At 43.5% G+C, this 17359-nt stretch carries 14 protein-coding genes; all 14 read right to left on the reverse strand.

From position 1 onward, the window contains the following. Positions 1-82 precede the first annotated feature (82 nt). A complete protein-coding gene (locus GQY27_RS02655) occupies positions 83-739 on the reverse strand; it encodes a YdcF family protein (RefSeq protein ID WP_201450662.1) in 657 nt (218 codons plus the stop codon). Positions 740-741: 2 nt separating this feature from the next. Further along, the gene (locus GQY27_RS02660; protein ID WP_160031944.1) at positions 742-1293 is read right to left on the reverse strand and encodes a ribonuclease FAU-1 family protein; all 552 of its coding nucleotides are present in this window, start codon (positions 1291-1293) and stop codon (positions 742-744) included. Positions 1294-1533: 240 nt separating this feature from the next. After that, positions 1534-4212: a transglycosylase domain-containing protein gene (locus tag GQY27_RS02665; protein ID WP_160031945.1), complete on the reverse strand. Its 2679-nt coding sequence runs from the start codon at positions 4210-4212 to the stop codon at positions 1534-1536. Positions 4213-4387: 175 nt separating this feature from the next. After that, positions 4388-4627 (reverse strand): RNA chaperone Hfq, encoded by a 240-nt coding sequence (gene hfq, locus GQY27_RS02670; protein WP_160031946.1) that lies wholly within the window; start codon positions 4625-4627, stop codon positions 4388-4390. A 46-nt stretch (positions 4628-4673) separates the two neighbouring features. After that, complete coding sequence (gene miaA / locus GQY27_RS02675; protein ID WP_160031947.1) at positions 4674-5627, reverse strand: tRNA (adenosine(37)-N6)-dimethylallyltransferase MiaA; 954 nt, start codon at positions 5625-5627, stop codon at positions 4674-4676. Continuing rightward, positions 5611-6396, reverse strand: a complete 786-nt coding sequence (locus GQY27_RS02680; RefSeq protein WP_160031948.1) for a class I SAM-dependent methyltransferase — start codon at positions 6394-6396, stop codon at positions 5611-5613. The genes miaA and GQY27_RS02680 overlap by 17 nt, the downstream gene beginning before the upstream one ends. Before the next feature lie 24 nt (positions 6397-6420). Further along, complete coding sequence (mutL, locus tag GQY27_RS02685) at positions 6421-8466, reverse strand: DNA mismatch repair endonuclease MutL (protein WP_160031949.1); 2046 nt, start codon at positions 8464-8466, stop codon at positions 6421-6423. A gap of 37 nt (positions 8467-8503) precedes the next feature. After that, positions 8504-11281 (reverse strand): DNA mismatch repair protein MutS, encoded by a 2778-nt coding sequence (gene mutS, locus GQY27_RS02690; protein WP_160031950.1) that lies wholly within the window; start codon positions 11279-11281, stop codon positions 8504-8506. 105 nt (positions 11282-11386) lie between these two features. Continuing rightward, on the reverse strand, positions 11387-12616 hold the full coding sequence (locus GQY27_RS02695) for a putative amidoligase domain-containing protein (protein WP_160031951.1): 1230 nt from the start codon (positions 12614-12616) through the stop codon (positions 11387-11389). A 111-nt stretch (positions 12617-12727) separates the two neighbouring features. Then, a complete protein-coding gene (gene cotE, locus GQY27_RS02700) occupies positions 12728-13285 on the reverse strand; it encodes an outer spore coat protein CotE (protein ID WP_160031952.1) in 558 nt (185 codons plus the stop codon). A gap of 103 nt (positions 13286-13388) precedes the next feature. Then, positions 13389-14363 (reverse strand): aromatic acid exporter family protein, encoded by a 975-nt coding sequence (locus tag GQY27_RS02705; protein ID WP_160031953.1) that lies wholly within the window; start codon positions 14361-14363, stop codon positions 13389-13391. 141 nt (positions 14364-14504) lie between these two features. Next, the gene (locus GQY27_RS02710) at positions 14505-15344 is read right to left on the reverse strand and encodes an ABC transporter permease (protein ID WP_160031954.1); all 840 of its coding nucleotides are present in this window, start codon (positions 15342-15344) and stop codon (positions 14505-14507) included. After that, complete coding sequence (locus GQY27_RS02715; protein WP_160031955.1) at positions 15341-16123, reverse strand: ABC transporter ATP-binding protein; 783 nt, start codon at positions 16121-16123, stop codon at positions 15341-15343. Before GQY27_RS02715 ends, GQY27_RS02710 begins: the two co-directional genes overlap by 4 nt. A gap of 27 nt (positions 16124-16150) precedes the next feature. After that, complete coding sequence (locus tag GQY27_RS02720; RefSeq protein ID WP_160031956.1) at positions 16151-17161, reverse strand: ABC transporter substrate-binding protein; 1011 nt, start codon at positions 17159-17161, stop codon at positions 16151-16153. Positions 17162-17359: the final 198 nt, after the last annotated feature.

A 17359-nucleotide genomic window follows, 5' to 3' on the forward strand; every position in this document is an offset into this window, starting at 1 on the left:
CTACTCTTCAGGGGCTTAACTTCCTCTACTTAAGGTATTCTAGCGAAGCGGATGTTATTAGAAGTTTTGCGAAAGTAGGTTGTTAGAAAGAGAGCATAATCTGATCCATCTTCCACTTCGAATAAGCAAGAGTTTCTCTTATTTGGTTAGGCCAAAATGGCATGGCAACGGATTCAGCTAGTGAAATCATGGGTTGATCATAATCAAGGAATGCAGCTATTTCAAGTGATCTCATACCATGAAAATCATGAGTAATAATGACCGAAGAATGGAAGCCATGTTCATTCATGATACGTTTGCTGTATAGTAAATTCTCGTACGTACTCGTAGCTTCATTTTCTAAAAGAATGTACCTCGGGTCTACTCCCTGCCGAACAAGATACTGCTGCATCCCTTCAGCTTCCGTGTATCTATGCTCAGAACTATCAAGCCCTCCGCTCACGATGAAATAAGTAAAAGTCCCTTTTTCATATAACATCAGCGCATGGTCCAATCGTTCCTGCAAACCAGGACTCGGTACATCTCCCCAAAGCGAGGCTCCAAGTACAATTCCGACATCTACCTTTTGTCCGCTTATATTTGTTTCGCTTGGCGTAAGGATTCTCCACTGGGTATACCCGATCCAAATTATAAAGAGAACAGCAAGCAGAAGGATTGTCTTAAAAAATCGCTTTCTAGCCTTCGTGGCGTAGATAACCTCTTTTAATCTTTGTCTCTTACTTAACTTCTCTATCTTCATGTTTACTCCTTAAAGTCACCATTTTCAAATAAATTTGCCCGATCGTTCAAGGACATTTTGAAATAAGGAAAGGAATGAGCATCGATCGTCTGAAGAAGATACTGAGCCGTTCTCGTTGATAATTCATAATCTGCTGTTGTAATGTGACCTTTCTCCAGCGCATCATCCAGTTCATCTTCATCCAGTAAAAATATTTCTCCATCTTTGAGGACAATCACATCAAGATATAAATCATCAAACCAGGGTACTCCTTGATCCGTAATCCCCTGATTACGACACGTATCAATGTACCATTCAACAATTTGGTCCTCATCATCAAACATAGCTGTCACAACATAGTGTTCATCTTTTGGAAAATACTGAAGCCAAGAGTAACCTTTATCTGCCGTACAAAACGTATATCCGCCGTAAGTCTTCCACAGCGGTTCCTTCAAATCATGAATCGTATAAAGGGATAAATATCCTGTGAATTCTTCGCTCTCCACATAGCGGCAAGCAAATTGCCGATTGGTAATTCTACGCCAATTGGCTCGATCTCCGAATTTTCTTTTCATCCTCATCCCTCTTCATTCATTACTCACATCCTGGCGGATGCCTTTCATTATGGATAAAGTGATCCCTTCACTGCATCCAAGTTCTTAATTTATATCATTTCGTATTCAATCAAGAACGATCTACAAGGTATTTACAGCTTACCATATTTAAGATATACACTCAAAGCCGCTTCCCATAGAACAGAAAGAAGCCAGCAGGTGTCATTACCTGCTGGCTTCTTTTGAATTCAAATCATTTATTTAGGGTGTAGTTCCATCTTGTTTATTGGTATCGGCTTGAGGGGTTGTGGCTCCATTCGTAGAAGGAGGGGTTTCACTAGCAGGAGGAGCCGTTTCCTCTGGAGCGGTAGTTTCATTTCCCCCACCGGAATCGTTGTTTTCACCACGATCAGGGGTTTCCGCTTCACCGCCGCCGCTTTCATTTCCTGCATTATTTCCATCACCATTGGCATTCCCATTGCCGTTGCCCGTGTTGCCATTTCCGCTGTCATTACCATTTCCTTCATTAGAACCATTACCCGTGCCATTTCCATTACCATTTCCGTTATTGTCACCATTATCATTACCATTCTGGTTTTCGCCAGAGTTTTCATCTCCCTCATCAGGAGTGGCTTCTGGCTGCTCTGGTTCTTCTGGTATTACCTCTTCTGCTTCAATGAAGAGAGTAACCGTATTCGATGGAGCGGAGTCTTCTCCGTTCACTGGGTTAATGGCTGTTACATAGTACTCATAAGTGAGCCCTGGTAATGCTCCCGTATCGGTCGCACTTGTTTCTGAGATTCCATCCAGGATTCGGGTAAATGAACCTTCTGAAGATTCTTTACGATACACGCGGTACTTCTCACCCTCCGCTGATGATCCTTTCCAGCTAAGAGATACCGCTTTTTGGTTAACATCATACGAAGCACTCAGACCGCTGACGGATACATTTACTTCCGGTTCTTCTACCGGAGGAGCCACTGGCGTGTCAGGAATTTCATTCTTTGGTGTGAAGAATTCTTTCCGTTCTACCCCTTCCAGTGCCTTTTCCATAACCGTACTAAAGAAAGTTGCAGCAAGTTTACTGCTGTTTTTCAGCATGTGTTTTGCATCTGGATTATCATATCCCATCCATACGGCTGCCGTATATTCCGGTGTATAACCAACAAACCATACATCACGGTTTGCACTGTTTCCAGAAATACCGCTTTGAGTCGTACCTGTCTTACCAGCAACGGGACGGCTCAGTCTAGCACTTGTACCCGTACCGCTGTTCACAACTTCTTGCAACATCTGGGTCATTTGATAAGCTGTTTCTTCACTCATCACTTGTTCTTTATCATCTTTATGCTCATAGATTGTTTTGCCATCACTATTTACGATCTTCGTAATTGCATAACCTTCCTGGTACTGACCGCGGTTAGCAAATGCGCTGTAGGCTGCAGCCATTTCAAGTGTATTCGTCCCTTTGTTCAGACCGCCAAGCGCCATCGAAAGGTTACGATCATCTTCGGTCATCGTAATACCAAGCTTTTTAGCAAAGTCGTAACCTGTACCTACACCAATTTGGTTAAGCAACCAAACTGCTGGGATATTCTCTGATTTTGTAATCGCATCTGCCATTCCAATCGTGCTGGAGTATCCATGTAAGTTCTTCGGACAGTAATTACCAAAACATTGCTGTTCATTACTCAAACTAGAGTTTTTCGTAAATTTCCCTGTCTCAAGGGCTGGTGCATAGGATGCAATCGGTTTAAATGCCGATCCTGGCTGACGATAACTGCTTGTTGCTCGGTTGAAGCCTTGACGCTGATAATCGCGTCCTCCTTGAAGAGCAACGATACTTCCTGTCTCATGATCCATAATCACCATGGATCCTTGAACTTTCTGATCATCAGGACTATCTTCAAACAAGTTATCGTTTTTAAAAGCTTCTTCGACCGCTTCTTGAGCCTGTGTACTCATCGCTGTATAAATTTGATATCCGCCAATATTCAAATCATCGGTAGTTTTGCCTGTTACCTCTTCGGCTTCTTTCAGCACATAGTCGACATACGAATCATATTTACGTTCTTCTTTTGGTCTTTCGTATGTGTATTCAACTTCCTTCGCTTCTTCCATCTCTTCCTTCGAGATATATCCTTGCTCATACATCAGGTCAAGAACTACACCGCGACGAGCTTTGGAATCAATGGGGTTCCCTGAAGGATTATAAGCAGACGGTCCTTTTGGAATCGCAGCCAGTGTCGCTACTTCCCATAGTTCCAGTTTTTCCAGATCATCTTTACCAAAATAAAACTGCGAAGCTGCTTTAATTCCATACTCCTGATATCCAAACCATACCCGGTTCAAATACATGGTAAGAATCTCGTCTTTGGTATACTTCCGTTCAATCGCGAGAGCAATAGACACTTCTGTAGCTTTACGGAAGAACGTTTTATCCCGAGTTAAGAATACGTTCTTCGCTAACTGTTGGGAAATTGTACTGCCCCCTTCTACTAATGAACGAGCCATGACGTCTTTTACCGCAGCACGGGCAATGGACCAAAGGTCAACCCCTTTATGTTCATAAAATCTGCGGTCCTCTGTAGCAACAAATGCATCTTTTACAATCTGGGGAATTTCTTCTTCTGTAGCCGGTTCCCAGTTTTCTATTGACAGCTCACTAATTTCATTACCTTGTGAGTCATAAACTTTCGATGTTTCGTTCACGGTCATTTTATCCAGATTCGCAGTTAGAATGCGTTCTCCGCTAACCATAATGAACAAGTACCCAGCCAGTGCAATGAATATGGCAAAAGCTGCTGTGAAAAACAAAGTCCATCCTACACGTTTACCTGTAATTTTTTTCTTCTTAGATCCGGCTTTCTTATCGCTTGGTTTCTTTTTATTATTCTTATTGTTGCGATTGCCGGATCTGGACAGTGTATCGTTTGACATGATACCTCCCTGACTCCTTTTTCGGTACGCATGGTGCATGCTACCTTCTGTCTTTTTCTTTACCTTTTGTAGAAACATGGAAAAATACCGCAGGAAGTAAAAGAACAACCTTTACAGGTTGCTCCGCCAATTCCTTATCACTATTAACATTTTCATTTTAAGAAAGTTTCATGCTTTATTCTTCGTTGTTTCCATTTTGCATCAGTGAAATGTTGCGCTGAGGTGTAAATGTGGATATGGCGTGCTTATAGATCATTTGCTGGCGTCCGTCACTATCGACAACTATCGTATAATTATCAAATGCCTTTACCGTACCTCGAATTTGAAAACCGTTGACTAGAAATATGGTTGCTGGAATGTTTTCTTTCCGCATTTGATTCAAGAACGTATCCTGGATGTTGATGGACTTAGTCATTTAGCCGTACCCCCAATAATTCTATTAGATTGTTTTGAAGATGATGTTACTTCAAATTCAGCTTTTCAGCTATTATATCACGTATCATAGCGAAACTCGTAGGAAAATTTGCTGTATCCGTCATATCTACCCAGTGAATATCTTTCATATGTCTGAACCAGGATAGCTGTCGTTTGGCGAAGCGACGCGTATCTCTCTTCAGTTCACTTACTGCGGTTTCTAGTGGAACTTCTCCTCGAAGATAGGAAGCAATCTCTTTATAACCGAGACCTTGCATAGAAATGCAGCCTGGTCCCACACCATGGTCTAGCAGCGCAGCTACTTCCTGTACTAAACCTTCTTCCATCATTTCATCTATACGGTCTTCAATACGTTTATATAGCATTTGTCTATCCATTGTCAAACCGACGATACACAGATCATACGGAGATTCCTTTTTTTGTGCTGCAAGCTGATCGGATTGTCTTGTGCCTGTCATATGATAAATTTCAAGTGCTCTGATCACACGTCTTACATCATTAGGATGTAATCTTTCGGCACTCGGTGGATCAATTTCTCTTAATTTCTCATGGAGTTTCTCCGGTCCGTGTACATCCGCATAATCAAATTGTTCCTTACGGAACTCTTCATCAGAGCCCACTTCCGAGAACTGAAAATTATAACACACGGATTCCACATAAAGGCCTGTGCCTCCTACGATAAAAGGCAACTTTCCTCTCGCATGAATATCTTCGATCAAATGACGGCAGTTCGCCTGAAATTCTGCCACCGAATAAGGATAGTCCGGCTCATGAATATCAATAAGATGATGAGGAATTCCATCCATTTCTTCTGGTTTAATCTTCGCTGTCCCAATGTCCATCTGCCGATATACCTGCATAGAATCACCTGAAATGATCTCGGCATTAAATGTTTTGGCCAGTTCTATACTCATTTTTGTCTTTCCCACCGCTGTAGGGCCTACAAGGACAAGCAGCTTGGGCTTATTGCTCATTGTCAAGTTCAATCACTCCGTACACTATTTTCGACCTCGAACGATCGGGTTTTTGAAACCCAAGTCTTGTAAATTCACCGCTTCCGGCTTTTTCTTTCAATACGATTCGCTTTCTTGCGACCCTGCGCGCCTCTATTATACTTTCTAACTGCAGCGCAGCACGATTTGCGAAGGGGCGAAGCGGGTTTATACCGCTCGAATCCAGCATCGGCTGACGAAACATAGGATCGAAATAAATAACGTCAACACTTTTATCTTCCATCTGCTTAAGCAAACTCAGGTGATCACTATGTTTTAGTTCAATCGATCTTAATGCCTCATTTACCTCAGGCTTGCCTGTACGGTAGTACTTCATTCCTTCAAGTAATAATGTATATAAGGAATGCGAGCTTTCACAAGCAATCACGTGACCGCTTTTTCCAACAGCTACAGCAAAAACCAGGGCATCCGAACCTAACCCGGCTGTACAATCAAGTACGGTATCCCCTTCCTTGATGTCACATGCCGTGAGCATTGGATCACTTTCCCCCCGTAAAATACGCCTTGCCCTGACATAACCCATACTCGGGTGAAAAGAAAGTTCTGGCTCATTTTGACGGCTGAGACGTGCTCCATCTTTTACGACGACAACAACCTCATCATCCTTATACTCTTTTGCAATGAGGGCTATAGACGTTTTATTTCTTGGGACATATAAGGATCCAGTAGCTTCTGCCAGCTGCATTGCTCTTTTCACTAGATCCCCATTCACTGTTTCCCCCGTTGTAATTAACATAACTTCTCCGTTCCTTATACCAATTTACATAACTCTTTTAAACATTTTTTCTAAATCATACGTTGAAAAGGAAACGACAATGGGTCTTCCATGTGGACATGTGTATGGCTGCTTACACGCTGCGAGTCTTTCAAGCAAGACCTCGGCCTCTTTTTCAGTCAATTTCTGATTTGCCTTAATTGATGCCTTACATGAACACATAATAGAAGATGCTTCCCGCAGTTTCGATAAGTCAATGGACCTTTCCGATAACACCCATTCTGCCATTTCTAGTATGATTGATTCTTCACTTCCTTTTGGAAACCAGTAAGGGTAGGAAGTAACACGAAAAGTCTGCCCTCCAAAATGCTCGAGATAGACACCTGCTTTCTCAAACCACGTCAGCTTCGTTTTCAGCTGTTCTGTTTCTGAAGGGGTAAACTCAAGTGTGATCGGAAGCAGCAGTTCCTGAGATGCCTCTACTGGATTACCAAACTGCTTGTAATAAAACTCATAATTTATTCGCTCATGAGCAGCATGCTGATCGATCAAATAAAGCCCGCTGTCATTTTGCGCAATTAGATACGTTCCGTGATGCTGACCAATCAGAGAAAGTTCAGGAAACTCAGGAAGCTCTGGACTCTCCGAAGACTGATGATGAGCATCATTCGGCTTGTTACTTTTCGATGCAGCGATATCGCGATAATAGTCTTTAAATGACTTATTTAGCTGAGATTGTCTCCGTTGTTGACGCTCATTTCTCACTTCTGAAGAAGTCTCTGAATAGTGAAAGGGTGAAGGAGTCTCCTGCTGCCCATCCGGCTGAATGTAGTCTTCATCCAGATCATCTTTTAAACTCTTAGAAGGAAGTACCTGATCCTTAGCCCGATCCTGCCCATCATAGGCAACCACGCGCTCTCTCATTTCAGTAGCAGGTAACTCTTTTTCTTCAGTTATAGGCAATTGCTTCGCAAAAGAACCCGAGAACTGTTTGGTTTCTGCACGATCTTCAATCTTACCTCTTGGAAAATGGAATTGTTCCTGCACTGTAGAAGTGCTGCCCGGTTTTCCAATCGTTTGCTTAACCACCTGCGGTATTAACACTTCCTTCCGCAGAGCAGCATGTACAATTTCCTCTACAAAAGCGTAAAGTTCAGCTTCCTTACTAAACCTTACTTCAAGCTTAGCCGGGTGCACGTTCACATCAACCAGCGAAGGGTGCATCTCAAGCTGCAGTACGGCAAGCGGAAACCGATTAATAGGCAGCAGGGTATGGTACGCTTTAAGCAGCGCTTGATTCAGTCCATAGTTTCGAATATATCTTCCGTTTATAATCGTTGATATTCCGTTACGGTTGGCTCTTGTAAAATCGGGCCGGCTCACAAATCCGCTAATCTTATAATCGAGGTTTTCTCCATTTACCGGAAGCATCGTTTTGGCCGCAGAAGTTCCATATATAGCAGCAATCACCTGAACTAAATCTCCGTTCCCAATCGTTTGCAGCAGCATATTCCCATTATGTCTCAGGGTAAATGCGATATCGGGATGCGATAACGCCATTCGGTAGATCGCATCCGAAATATGACCAAGCTCAGTCTGAATGGTCTTCATATATTTCAGTCTTGCGGGTGTATTATAGAACAGTTCTTCTACTGTAAAATCAGTGCCTTGAGAAGCGGTAATATCCTCATGCCGGATTAATTTACCGCCTTCAATTACAATCTCTCTTCCCCGCCCGTCATCCTTATTTGAGCTGACAAGACGAACTTTAGACACGGCAGCGATACTCGGAAGTGCTTCTCCTCGAAATCCTAAACTCGTAATTTCAAACAGATCTCTGCCATTCTCGATTTTACTTGTTGCGTGACGGTAAAAGGCGGTCTCCATATCATCGGGATCTATGCCGCCGCCGTTATCCGTGACACGAATCGTTTGAAGTCCCCCTTCATAAACAGAGACGTCAATTCGAGTACTGCCTGCATCAATCGAATTTTCTACAAGCTCCTTTACTACAGAAGCGGGTCTTTCTACTACCTCACCTGCAGCAATCTGGTTTGCAATATGTTCATCCAGGACATGAATTTTAGCCACCTTTTAACCCTCCCTTTACTTCAAACTATATTTGAAATTATAAATCATTTACTTTCTTTTTTAGGTCATTCACAAACTGCATCGTTTCCAGCGGGGTCATATTCATTAAATCCGCTGTTTTGAGTTTCTTAATGATTTGCTTCACAGCTGGGTCTACCTCTGCGTGGGTTGCTTTTTTCTTCGGAAGAATGTCTTCTTCATCAAAAATCGAGAGCTGAACTACTCCCGTATCTTGCGTACTCACTACAGCTGTCTCGAAGATCGGTGATTCCATGACATATTCATCTGTCTTACGTCCATCCGACTTGGAGGATAGACTAGAATGCGTATTATCCTCAATAGTTGCCGCCTCAGTAGTTGCCGCGCTTTGTGCTCTGCCAGCAGCAGCCTCTGCCCGTGCATTCTTCTCATGATCATGCTTGTCCATCGTACCCACCGTCTCATGAATGAGACCTTTTGCCCGCTCGATAATCGAGTCAGGCAGACCTGCAAGTCTAGCAACGTAAATACCGTAACTGCTGCTCGCAGCTCCCGGAATTAATTTGCGCAGGAACTGCACTTCATCTTCTTTTTCCTGAACAGCCATCGAGTAGTTGCGAAGAGAAGATAGACTATCCTCGAGATGAGACAGCTCATGAAAATGAGTCGATACAAGTGCCTTACAGCCAATATGATCATGCACATATTCAATCACAGACTGAGCAATGGCCATTCCTTCACTTGTAGAGGTACCCCGGCCAAGCTCATCAATAATAATCAAACTCCGCGGTGTTGCTTTTTCAGTCATGATCTGAATATCAGCCATTTCCACCATGAATGTACTTTGACCTCCAATGAGATCATCACCTGCGCCAATTCTTGTAAAAATCCGGTCCATAATCGGAACTTCTGCCGATGCAGCAGGTACAAATGAACCCATTTGCGCCAAAATGGAAATCAATGCAACCTGCCGCATGTAGGTGCTTTTTCCTGCCATATTAGGTCCAGTGATTAGCAAAATACGCGGATCTTCTTGTTCCATCACCGTATCATTAGCCATAAACGATCCATCTCTCATGACGGATTCTACGACCGGATGTCTGCCTTGCGTAATCTTCATATTAAATGCATCCGTAATAACTGGCTTTACAAAACCTCGCTCTGCACTCACCGTAGCAAGGGATTGATAGACATCAATCTCTGCGACTTGTTCGGCAAGACGCTGAAGTCTTTTTATTTCACCTGCCAGCTTATCCCGGAGTTCAATGAATAGAGAATATTCGAGTCCTACCATTTTTTCTTGGGCTTCCAGAATCAGTGACTCCTTCTCTTTCAGCTCCGGAGTAATATAACGTTCCGCATTCGCAAGCGTCTGCTTCCGCTCATACCTTCCTTCAGGCAAGGAAGCGACATTTGATTTGGTCACTTCAATGTAATAACCGAATACTTTGTTGTATCCAATCTTAAGAGAACGAATCCCTGTTGCTTCACGCTCTCTCGCCTCAAGCTCAGCGATCCAGCGTTTCCCGTTCACACTCGCATAACGCAGCTCGTCAAGATGCTCATGATACCCTTCACGAATCATTCCCCCGTCCCGTACGGAAACAGGCGGCTCATCCACAATAGCTTCCTCGATGAGTTCCTTTAGGTCAGAACAGTGATCTAAGGAGCCCGCGATCTTTTGCAATGTTTCAGATGGGGAGTTCAGACATAATTCAATCAAAGCAGGAACCCTGGCAAGTGATACTTTTAGTGCATTCATATCCCGGCCATTCGCATTCCCAAATGCAATCCGTCCGACAAGACGTTCGAGATCATAGATTTCTTGCAGTTGATCCCGAATATCCTGACGTAAGATAAACTGATGATACAGCTTGTCTACCGCTTCTAGACGCTCTTCAATTTTGCTTTTTTGCAAAAGAGGTTTATCAATCCAGCGGCGGAGCATTCTCGCGCCCATGGAGGTCTCCGTCTTATCAATGAGAGACAGCAGGGAGCCTTTCTTCGACCGATCACGCACGGTTTCTACAAGTTCTAGATTCCTTCTAGTAAAAGGATCAAGGATCATATAGTTATCAGGTTCATACGTCGATACCTCTGTAAGCTGACCAAGAGAGCGTCTTTGCGTCTCATGAAGATACGAGAATAAAGTCGCGAGACAGTGCTGGCGTTCTTCACCGAGTCTAGCCCATACCGTTTCTCCAAACTGTTCAATAACATAGTCAGCTTTATTCTTTTCATATTCTGTATAGGTAACTGGACGATTTCCCGTCATCAGTTCACTCTTTACCGTATGAAGAAGGGCCGCATCACCAAGAATCTCTGACGGTTCATAAATCCCAATCTCGTCTTTTAACCACTTCTCAGAATAAAGAGCTGATGTTAAATAAAGTTCGCCCGTAGATAGATCACATGCAGAAATGGCGATCATTCCGTTTTTCTGTGTGAGGCAGACCATATAATTATTGCTTTTATCACCTAGCGTCTTGCCTTCCATTACCGTTCCCGGCGTAATGACACGCACAATTTCTCTGCGTACCATCCCTTTTGTTGTTGCTGCATCTTCCATCTGTTCACAGATGGCTACTTTATACCCTTTTTCAATCAGACGATGTATATAGTTATCAGCAGAGTGATAAGGCACTCCGCACATCGGTATTTTTTCGCCAACTCCGCCTTCCCGGCCGGTAAGAGTGATTTCTAGTTCCTTAGCCGCAAGTGTTGCATCATCAAAAAACATTTCATAAAAATCACCTAAACGAAAAAAAAGAAACGCATCCTGCGCTTGTTCTTTTACTTTCAAATATTGCTGAATCATCGGCGTATATTGTGCCATGATATTTATCCACTCCTGCTACACGTTGTAAAGCTTACATATCTTTGATCTAAGATACGGCTTTCTATCGTTCAGATCTCTATTATAACAAAAAGACTAAGCATGTCATGGCTCTAGCGGAATATTCCACAAGGGCCGGATATCTCTTGTTTCATCCCACGTCTTTCCTTCGTATAAAGCAGACACTAGCGGACTTATATATTTATGAAACCTGCGGTAGTCAGGAAGGAGAATCATTTCTTGCAAAAGGGGCTCCATAACAGATCGGAGCATGACACGATCCCCTTCATAAAAGGCGGCATGGATTTCTGGCTGATCGAGCGGCCGCAGGTTTAGTCTGCGGTACTGAGAGGCAATAAGTCCTGCCATAGCCACGACCCCTTTTGCGATCATGGGAGAGATTAGAAAGCTTGGCAGCGTACGATATTCAAATCCTCCGTAGGGCTGAACTCGAAAATCTCCCAGGTATCCATAACGCGGCCTTCTCCCGGCACTTCTCGGATCTTCTAGTATAGCAACAGGCAGTGCTAAATAATTGTCGAGTGCTCTTAGGAGCTCAAAGCTCAGCATCACCCGGCTAAAATGCACGTGTCCTCCTAGAGGAATCCCTTTTACAGGCATTCCTCCTGCACACCAAATTAAAGAACGATCGGTGATTAGAGAAGACGCCGTACGAAACGCATGCATCAGGTGTGTTATGAGTTCTCTCGGTTCCGCACTCGGATTTGGGCGGAGTTCGGCTACAGGATAGATCCTTCTTCCATCCCGAGAAATAGAGTCGCATCCCGCTTCTCCCTGACGATCCAAGAACTGAGAAGCAGGCACCATAGATCTGTCTTCACGTAATAGTAGAAACTCAGGGTCCATACCAAGTACCGGTACAGTGCCCGCTTTTACTTCTGCTTCCAAAGCGAGTTCTGTTTCCCTTACATCCTGTTCGTACATCAGACGGATGTCATCATTTATGAGCCAAGGGTAATCGTTGACACTCGTGATGACAGCTCCTTTCTCCGATGCTTCCAGTACAATCTCGGCGTGCACTAAATTCAGCGCATAGGCTGCCTTTACGGCGGCACGTTCAATTCTTCTATAACGGGACGTTTCTTCTATTCTTAATACGGACGTCTCTTTCACTTGTTTTATCCCTGTGTATACGATCTTCCGAACTCGCACTGCCTTCAGCTGACTAACTAGCACTTCATAATATACTTTAAAATGATTTTCTTGCTCTCTATGTAGAGAGAGGGTGGAACCGAGACCCGAACGTTTCAGTCTTGCAGTTCGTTCTGCAATTGACATCTGCTCATATAGAGGTATATTCCGGATTACTGCCATCCCGCTTCCACCCTTCTCCTTCAGGCTAAAAAAATAAAAAAAAGGAGGGCTGCCGCCCTCTACGCCGAAGAGTTCGGCGCATATGATGCACTATACAGATCGGAAAAGCAATTACAGTTCATCATCCAGTGAGTCTGGATCTAGTTCATCAAAATCGGCTTCGATTGTACCAAAATCATAATCTTTGTCATCGTCCCCACAGCCATGAGGACTAACAAGCACATTGACTTTGGTTTCGGCAATCAGTTCGACAGCGAATTCGCGTTCCACCCGAATAAGTACACTCTCCCCATTTGAAGATACACTTGCTTCTACGCAGCTCGGCTCCTGTGTTGACTCCGCAGAAACCTCTACTGTAGAAGCACGGTGTTTCGGATCAAGGTACGAAAGTGGAACATTCTCTACATAAGACACTGTTTCCTTAGCAACATCGGTTTGAGAGTTTTGGTCATAAGAATACCAAATATTGATATCGTAAGTACCAATCACTTCAATTCCGTCACCAGCCGCAACCGCCTCGTACTCGTGATTTATAATCCATGCACCTAAAATACTGGTAGGATTATGTGGCGGAGTCACAGTATGTGTTACGGTAGAGAACTTACGACCTTTGCCGCAGATCGCTTTCGTTATAATCTCTCTACATTGTTGTTTATGACCTAATGACATCTTTGAACCTCCTCCATACAATCATTCCATTTATATGTATGCAGGACATGGGCATTTGTTGATTGATTAAGTCACTTATTTTTTCTATTAATAAAAGATTTATTTATAAAAAGCTATTCTCCTTTTGCTGACACGGAAAAGGAGCTTTATCTTTTTTCGCAATTTTTAAATATAATCCAAGTTCTCTGCACAGTTGTCTAATCGCTGAACGGAGTTCAAATTCCTCCCTTGTAGTTGGGAGGTCCATTACGCGAAACTGCTCTTCCATCTCTTGCAGCAGTTTTTCGGTACGTCCCGTATAGAACTCGGTATGAACATCGGCGCTTAGCTGATCAAATAATTCTGCTACCATCTCGGCATGTGTCATCGTTGTATATACTTGTGAGATCAGATGCATCATATGCTGAATGGAATCTAGCTGCGCCTTTCGCATGTAAAAATAAACCGTCCATTCTTCGTTTGGATGAATAACCTGATTTTCAAGATACATTTTAGAAGCTGCAATTCCGCTTAATATCACTTTTTCTGCTTCAATAATCTCTTTCCCATCCCAAACATAAGAGGGGTCTTTCAGGGTGTTAGCAAATTCATTGAAAATCACAGAAAATAATGCGTCAATGTCGTGTCTTATATTTAACAGTTTATTATCCGGTTTCGGCATGTAAGCCATATTCACAACCATAGCCGAACCGAGACCAATAATAAGCATCAGAATCTGAACTCCGATAACTTCAAGGCTCATTTCCCCTCCGCTAAATACCCGAAATACAACAACGGAGCCGGTGACGATTCCTTCTTTAAACCCTGCTCGTACAATCGCAGGAAAAGCGGTCAGTATATATGCAGCCAGCACCCAGTAGTGAAATCCAAAAACTGCAAACAGAACAGATGCAAAAAGAAGCCCGACTACCGACGCGAAAAAACGTGCCGAAATGGTTTTCAGGCTTCTTTTGCGAGTTACGTCCACTCCAAGTATGGCGAGTAGACCTGCCGAGGTCGGACTATGCAAGCCCGCCGCATCAGCAATCAGAACAGCCATAAGAGCTGCAATAGCTGTTTTAATAACGCGAAACCCCATGTATGATATCTCTCCTCTATCTCTATCGGATCGTAGGTATTTATCGTACATGATTTTTGTTAGCCAAACAATGTAACTTATTCGGGTGACGCTAAATCTACACATTTTCGTGTCTTTTTTACATTATTTGTTCCATTCGTGCTATAATTCACGCCCTCCCATCAGTTTACGTTCAATCCAGGCTACAAGTTGGTACATCACCGTAGCAACAACAGCGATAACGATAAGACTCGACATGACGAGTGTAAAGTTAAACACCTGGAAACCATATATAATGAGATATCCAAGTCCTTCCTTTGCAACAAGAAATTCTCCGACGATAACCCCGATCCAAGCAAGCCCCACATTCACTTTTAAAGTAGAGACAATTGCCGGAAACGAAGCAGGAAAGATAACTTTTCGAAAGATTTGCTTGCGATTCGCTCCAAAAGTACGAACAACCTTCACATAATTCGGATCTACTTCATTAAAGCTGTTATACACAACGAGCGTTGTAATAATAACGGTAATGGAAATGGTGGTCATGATGATTGCGGTAAAACCCGCACCAAACATCACGATAAAGATCGGCCCGAGAGCTACTTTGGGCATACTATTAAATACGACGAGGTATGGATCAAGAACCTTGGACAAGAAAGGGGACCACCAGATCAAGATGGCAATGAGCGTTCCTAGGATGGTACCTAGCAGAAATCCAACCACCGTCTCAAAGACAGTAACGGATAAGTGACTCCAAATTTCACCGCTGGCTACATCCTTACCAAGCTGTCCAAAGATTTTCGAAGGATAACTGAAGAGCAGTACATCAATCCATTTCATTCTTCCAGCGACTTCCCATAATAGAAACATCATAATGAGAATACCAATCTGCGTAAGACTGACTTTACGGCGTAAGGATTTTCGTTTGCGACTATACTGACTGTGAATTTGCGTAAGCCAGTCCTGCCCTTGAGATGGATTCAGACCTTCTTGCTCCTTCATCTGTTATCCTCCTTTCCATCTGTGTCTTCAAGTTCTTTCCATATCTCATTAAATAGTTCATTGAACCCAGCCTGTTCTCGTGCATAAAAAGGCTGCGCCTTTCTGATTCCGTCCGGAATTATAAATATTTTGCGAACTCTTCCCGGATTTTTATCAAGTACAATCACTTTATCACTTACAGCAATCGCCTCAGATAAATCATGTGTCACGAGAATAGCCGTCTTACCCTGCGCTCGAAGTGTGTCAGAGATCAGATCTTCTAGCTGGAGCTTCGTTTGATAGTCTAGTGCTGAGAAGGGTTCATCCAGCAGGAGCAGGTCAGGGCTTGTTGCCAACGTCCGCACAAGGGCTACCCGCTGCCGCATCCCCCCTGATAAGGAGGAAGGGTAGAGGTTTTCTGTCCCTGCGAGGCCCATATTTGCGAGCATCTCGCTTGTTTTTTGTGCGGAATCCTTCGTAAGCTGTCCTGTAATTTCAAGACCAATAAGTATATTCTCCTTAATGGTCCGCCAAGGGTACAAGTAATCCTGCTGCAGCATATATCCAACCTTGGGGGAGGGGGACTTGATTAGATCTCCAGATAACCTGACTTCTCCTTTTGTAGGAAAAAGAAGGCCTGCGATCATCGAGAGTAACGTTGTTTTGCCGCAGCCGCTCGGACCGACAAGACTAATGAACTCGCCCTCATTTATCTCTAAATGAAGGGATTCAATCGCGAGCTTTGCTCCTCTCTCGGTCACATATACATGGGTAATATCTTTCATCTCTATTAAATTCATTTACTCACTTCCTTTGATAAAAGGGCTTCACTTGGAAGAGATAACGTCATTTGCAAAATCGTTATTCACAATGGCAGAAGCGGGAACTTCCTCTTTCAGCTCTCCTGCATTTTTCATAACTGCAAGCAAGTTATTCCATTCTTCCTCATCAATGACTGGGTCAGTGGCATAAGTTTCTTGAGCTTTATAGCGCTCTATACTGCTGGTAACTATCGATGGATCCGCATCTTTAAAATAAGGCATGATCACTTCCGCAATTTCTTCGGATGAGTGCTCGTTCACCCAGGTCTGTGCTTTATGGAGACCTCTGGTGAATTTGGTTACCGTCTCTTGGTTCGCCTTGATATAGCTTTGCTTTGTCATAAATACCGTATAAGGCAAATGCCCGCTCTCCACCCCGAAGGAAGCCACTACTTTCCCTCTACCTTCCTTTTCAAAGATGGATGCCTGCGGTTCAAAGAGCTGCACATAATCTCCGGTTCCTGAAGCAAAAGCGGCTGCAATGTTTGCAAAATCGATATTTTGGATGAGCGTCAAATCCTGGTGAGGATTGATCCCTTTTTTACCTAGTGCAAACTCCCCCGCCATCTGCGGCATCCCGCCTTTTCTTTGACCGAGGAACTCGCTGCCTTTAAGCTGCGACCAGTCAAAGTCACCTTGCTGATCTCTTGCGAATAAAAAGGTTCCATCGGTTTGCGTTACTTGAGCAAAATTGATGACAGGGTCTTCTGCTCCCTGTTGATACACATAGATCGACGTTTCCGCTCCCACCAAGGCAATATCAATGGACCCTGCCAAAAGAGCAGCCATGGTTTTGTCTCCACCAGCGGTCGTTTGAATCTCTACATCAAGTCCTTCTTCCTTAAAAAAACCTTTAGCGACAGCTACATATTCTGGTGCATAGAATACGGAACGAGTAACCTCTCCTACCCGTACCTTTACATCCCCGCTGCTTTTACCGCCCGTACACCCGCTCATAACGACACTCAACAGGAGAACCGGCAGCAAAAGCAGCTTCCACCATCCTTTTCCTTTCATCTTAGAACCCTCCCCTAAGTAGCAATGCAATTTATGAGTATACGTATGCAATGAACCTACAAATGGTTAATGAATTCGGGGAGATCACCCGCCCGTTTCCATATATTTTACATGTTGATGTGAAAAAAGCTGACAGATCATAATGACCGTCAGCTTTATCTTCTATCTTTTGAAAAATGACATGAATCGATTTATATA

The organism is Paenibacillus sp. An7 (assembly GCF_009870785.1).
Taxonomy (GTDB): domain Bacteria; phylum Bacillota; class Bacilli; order Paenibacillales; family Paenibacillaceae; genus Paenibacillus.

Excerpts from the sequence above, each read along its gene's own strand:
- GQY27_RS02655 (WP_201450662.1), bottom strand. The coding sequence starts at position 739 with ATGAAGATAGAGAAGTTAAGTAAGAGACAAAGATTAAAAGAGGTTATC.
- GQY27_RS02660 (WP_160031944.1), bottom strand. The coding sequence starts at position 1,293 with ATGAAAAGAAAATTCGGAGATCGAGCCAATTGGCGTAGAATTACCAAT.
- GQY27_RS02665 (WP_160031945.1), bottom strand. The coding sequence starts at position 4,212 with ATGTCAAACGATACACTGTCCAGATCCGGCAATCGCAACAATAAGAAT.
- hfq (WP_160031946.1), bottom strand. The coding sequence starts at position 4,627 with ATGACTAAGTCCATCAACATCCAGGATACGTTCTTGAATCAAATGCGG.
- GQY27_RS02680 (WP_160031948.1), bottom strand. The coding sequence starts at position 6,396 with ATGTTAATTACAACGGGGGAAACAGTGAATGGGGATCTAGTGAAAAGA.
- mutS (WP_160031950.1), bottom strand. The coding sequence starts at position 11,281 with ATGGCACAATATACGCCGATGATTCAGCAATATTTGAAAGTAAAAGAA.
- GQY27_RS02695 (WP_160031951.1), bottom strand. The coding sequence starts at position 12,616 with ATGGCAGTAATCCGGAATATACCTCTATATGAGCAGATGTCAATTGCA.
- cotE (WP_160031952.1), bottom strand. The coding sequence starts at position 13,285 with ATGTCATTAGGTCATAAACAACAATGTAGAGAGATTATAACGAAAGCG.
- GQY27_RS02705 (WP_160031953.1), bottom strand. The coding sequence starts at position 14,363 with ATGGGGTTTCGCGTTATTAAAACAGCTATTGCAGCTCTTATGGCTGTT.
- GQY27_RS02710 (WP_160031954.1), bottom strand. The coding sequence starts at position 15,344 with ATGAAGGAGCAAGAAGGTCTGAATCCATCTCAAGGGCAGGACTGGCTT.
- GQY27_RS02715 (WP_160031955.1), bottom strand. The coding sequence starts at position 16,123 with ATGAATTTAATAGAGATGAAAGATATTACCCATGTATATGTGACCGAG.
- GQY27_RS02720 (WP_160031956.1), bottom strand. The coding sequence starts at position 17,161 with ATGAAAGGAAAAGGATGGTGGAAGCTGCTTTTGCTGCCGGTTCTCCTG.